This window comes from Streptomyces sp. NWU339 (assembly GCF_003143855.1).
Lineage (GTDB): Bacteria > Actinomycetota > Actinomycetes > Streptomycetales > Streptomycetaceae > Streptomyces.
Window position 1 is genome coordinate 1 of sequence record NZ_QFRK01000134.1, and the last position, 3647, is coordinate 3647.

The 3647-nt window shown below is 69.7% G+C and carries 2 protein-coding genes and 1 pseudogene; 2 read left to right on the top strand and 1 reads right to left on the bottom strand.

Annotated elements, in window-relative coordinates; all coding sequences use genetic code 11:
- Positions 1-667 (bottom strand): IS256 family transposase (locus tag DIZ27_RS44110; protein WP_109383875.1); only part of this gene is annotated, 667 nt, incomplete at its 3' end.
- Positions 668-1209: 542 nt separating this feature from the next.
- On the opposite strand from DIZ27_RS44110, the pseudogene DIZ27_RS44120 reads away from it, so the two are divergent.
- Both DIZ27_RS44120 and DIZ27_RS44125 read left to right on the top strand, forming a co-directional pair.
- Positions 1210-2492: pseudogene (locus DIZ27_RS44120) on the top strand (IS701 family transposase).
- Positions 2493-2657: 165 nt separating this feature from the next.
- On the top strand, positions 2658-3647 hold a 990-nt coding region (locus DIZ27_RS44125), incomplete at its 3' end, for an IS630 family transposase (protein WP_109383874.1).

The following is a 3647-nucleotide window of genomic DNA, read 5'->3' on the forward strand; positions in this document are numbered from 1 at the left end:
GGCCGCGTTCGCGCAGGTGACGGAGGAACTGGGTCCAGAACACTTCGGTCTCGCTGTCGCCGACCATCACTCCCAGCACCTCCCGACCGCCGTCCTCGGTGATGCCGGTGGCGATCACCACGGCCCGCGAGACGATCTGATGCGCGACCCGCGCCTTGCAGTAGGTCGCATCGAGATAGACGTAGGGGAAGCGGATGTGGTCCAGGGGCCGGGTACGGAACGCGGTCAGCTGCGTGTCCAGGCCCGCGCAGATCCGCGAGACCTCGCTCTTGGAGATCCCGTTGTCCGCGCCCAGTGCCTTGACCAGGTCGTCGACCGAGCGGGTGGACACGCCGTGGACGTAGGCCTCCATGATGACGGCGAACAGGGCCTGGTCGATGCGGCGGCGCCGCTCCAGCAGGCTCGGGAAGAAGCTGCCCGAGCGCAGCTTGGGGATCGCAAGGTCCAGGTCGCCGGCCTGCGTGGTCAGCGTCTTGTCGCGGTGCCCGTTGCGCAACGCGGTACGTGTCTCGGTGTGTTCGTTCCACTCCGCGCCGATCCTCGCCGTCGCTTCGGCCTCGATCAGCTCCTGCAGCATCCGCTCGGCCACGGAACGGACGAGTTCGAGCCCGTCTGCCGAACGCAGTGACTCCAGCAGCCGGAGTAAGTCATGCTGGGACAGGGCCACCCTGCACCTCCTGGTTGAACTGGCCGTTTACCAGGGAGAGTTGCATGGTGGCCCACCTGTCGGGCAGGGAGCGAAATCCAGGTGACCGCACGCCCCGGCGTACGCCCCAACGTTGATCGCCTACACCACGTCGCGGGACGCCATCCCCGCTCGGGGTCCCACGTGGATTCGGACAGGAAGAACTGCAGCCGCTGCACCGCCGGATGCTGAGCCCCGGCCACCGGCTCGGCCCCGGCCAGGGCCGTGAGCGTCTTGTTCCGGTCCCGCGGCAGCAGCAGCCCGGTCAGGTACTCCCGGAAACCCCGCCGCTGGGCGAGCGACGAGAAGAGATCATCGAATTGGGCCGCATAGTCCTCCAGCGGGCCCGGGGCCGGCGGACACGGACGCCTCGCGGTCGCCATCAGGACCACCTCCGAGCAGGGAAAACCCCTCCCCACCGGCCTACTGCACCCTCCGCCCAAAGTCAACAAATCACCACTAGTAGGGCTTTGTTAGGTCCCCCGGCTGATCCTTGCCGGATAGGGTGTGATCTTCTTCCGGGTGTGACACCTGAGGAGATGGAGGCGGTCCGCCCGCGCCTGGAGGCGTTCGCGGCCCAGATGCTGGGCTCGCTGCCGCGGCGGGACCAGCGGGCCAAGGGCGAGCTGTACCTGCGCGGGCTGATGCTGGACGGTAAGCGCAAGTCGATGCAGCCGATGGCCGAGCGTCTGGGCGTGGACCACCAGCAGCTCCAGCAGTTCGTCTCCTCCTCCACGTGGGACTGGACCGCGGTCCGGGAGCGGATGGCCCGTTGGGCCGCCGCGCACATCTCGCCGGAGGCGTACGCCATCGATGACGTGGGCTTCCCCAAGGACGGCTACGACTCCCCGGGGGTGGCGCGGATGTACTGCGGCGCGTTGGGCAAGCGGGGCAACTGTCAGATCGGCGTGAGCCTCAACCTGGTGTCCGACCGCGCCTCGGCGGCCGTCGACTGGCGCCTGTTCTCCCCGTAGGGGCCGACCCCCTGCCCGACAGCTGGGACGATGCCACGGTCGGCGACGACAAGCTGCTGGCCGAGGCGATCCGCCGCCGCAGGCAGCGGGCCGGCATTCCCGAGGCCGAGCGGCACCGGGAGAAGTGGCGCCTGGCCCTGGACATGCTCGACGAGGCCCGCCAGGACTGGGAACTGCCCGATCTGCCGGTGGTCGCCGACGCCGGCTACGGGGATGCCACCGGCTTCCGCGAAGGGCTGACCGAACGCGGTCTGGCCTGCGCCGTCGCGGTCAAGGGCACCACCACCGCTTACCCGGGCGACGCGGTCCCCGAGCGGGTGCCGTACTCCGGCCGGGGGCGCCCGCCCGTCCCGGCCTACCCGCAGCCGCACACCACTCTGCGTCAACTCGCCCTGGATGCAGGGCGATCGACGGCACGGGCCGTGACCTGGCGCCAGGGCAGCAAGGCCACCAGGGGCAACCCCCGCGCCGCGATGCGCTCGCGCTTCCTGGCGCTGCGGGTCCGCCCGGCCAACCGCACCATCCGCCGAGCCGCCGACGGCTCGCTGCCCGAGTGCTGGCTGCTGGCCGAGTGGCCGCCCGGTGCCGCGGAGCCCACCGACTACTGGCTCTCGACGCTGCCCGCCGACACCCCGCTGCGCGACCTGGTCCGCACCGCCAAGATCCGCTGGCGAGTCGAGCACGACTACCGCGAGCTCAAGGACGGTCTGGGCCTGGACCACTTCGAGGGCCGCAACTATCCCGGCTGGCACCGGCACGTCACCCTCGCCTCCCTCGCCCAGGCCTTCTGCACCCTGCTGCGGCTCGACCCAAAAGTCCCTGCGCCGGCCTGACCCTCTACGCGGTCCTCCGCGCACTCCAGGCCCTCCTGGCCACCTGGACCGGCGCCTGCTCGATATGCGGCCAACCTGCACCGACCCCGGAACCACACCACAGGACCTAACAAAGCCCTACTAGTGTCTTGAGTCTTTGATTCGTTGCATAAGTATGCTGGGGTCATGGCGCGCATGGGACGGCCCACGGTCGAGGTGGTTCTCACCGACGACGAACGCGARACGCTGCAGCGCTGGGCGAGGCGCCGCACCTCTTCCCAGGCTCTCGCGCTGCGCTGCCGCATCGTGCTGGCTTGCGGAGACGGGGCATCAAACACYCGGATCGGCAAGGATCTTGGGGTTCACCCGGTCACGGTGGCCAAGTGGCGCAAGCGGTTCGCAGCCGACCGCCTGGAGGGGCTGGTCGACGAGCCGCGYCCCGGCGCGCCGCGCACCGTGACCGACGCGCGGGTCGAGGACGTGATCGTCCAGACCCTGGAGTCCACCCCGGCCGGCGCCACCCACTGGTCGACCCGGTCGATGGCCCAGGCCACCGGCCTGTCGCAGTCGACCGTCTCGCGCATCTGGCGCACRTTCGGCCTCAAACCGCACATGGTCGACACCTTCAAGCTGTCCACCGACCCGCAGTTCATCGACAAGGTCCGCGACATCGTGGGCCTCTACCTCGCCCCGCCCGAGCACGCCCTGGTGCTGTGCGTGGACGAGAAGTCCCAGATCCAGGCGCTGGACCGCTCGGCACCGGTGCTGCCCATGATGCCGGGCATGCCCGAGCGCCGCACCCACGACTACCTGCGCGGCGGCACCACCACCCTGTTCGCCGCGTTGAACGTGGCCACCGGGGAGGTGATCGGCCAGCTGCACCGCCGCCACCGGGCCACGGAGTTCAAGAAGTTCCTCGCCCGCATCGACAAGGAGGTGCCCGAGGGGCTGGAGGTGCACCTGATCTGCGATAACTACGCTACGCACAAGACACCGGCGATACAGCGCTGGCTCGCGGCGCACCCGCGCTTCCACATGCACTTCACCCCCACCTACTCCTCCTGGCTCAACCAGGTCGAGCGGTGGTTCGGACTGCTGACCGAGCGGCAGGTACGCCGCGGCGTCCACAAGAACGTCCAGGCCCTGGAACGCGACATCCGGGCCTGGACGTTCTTG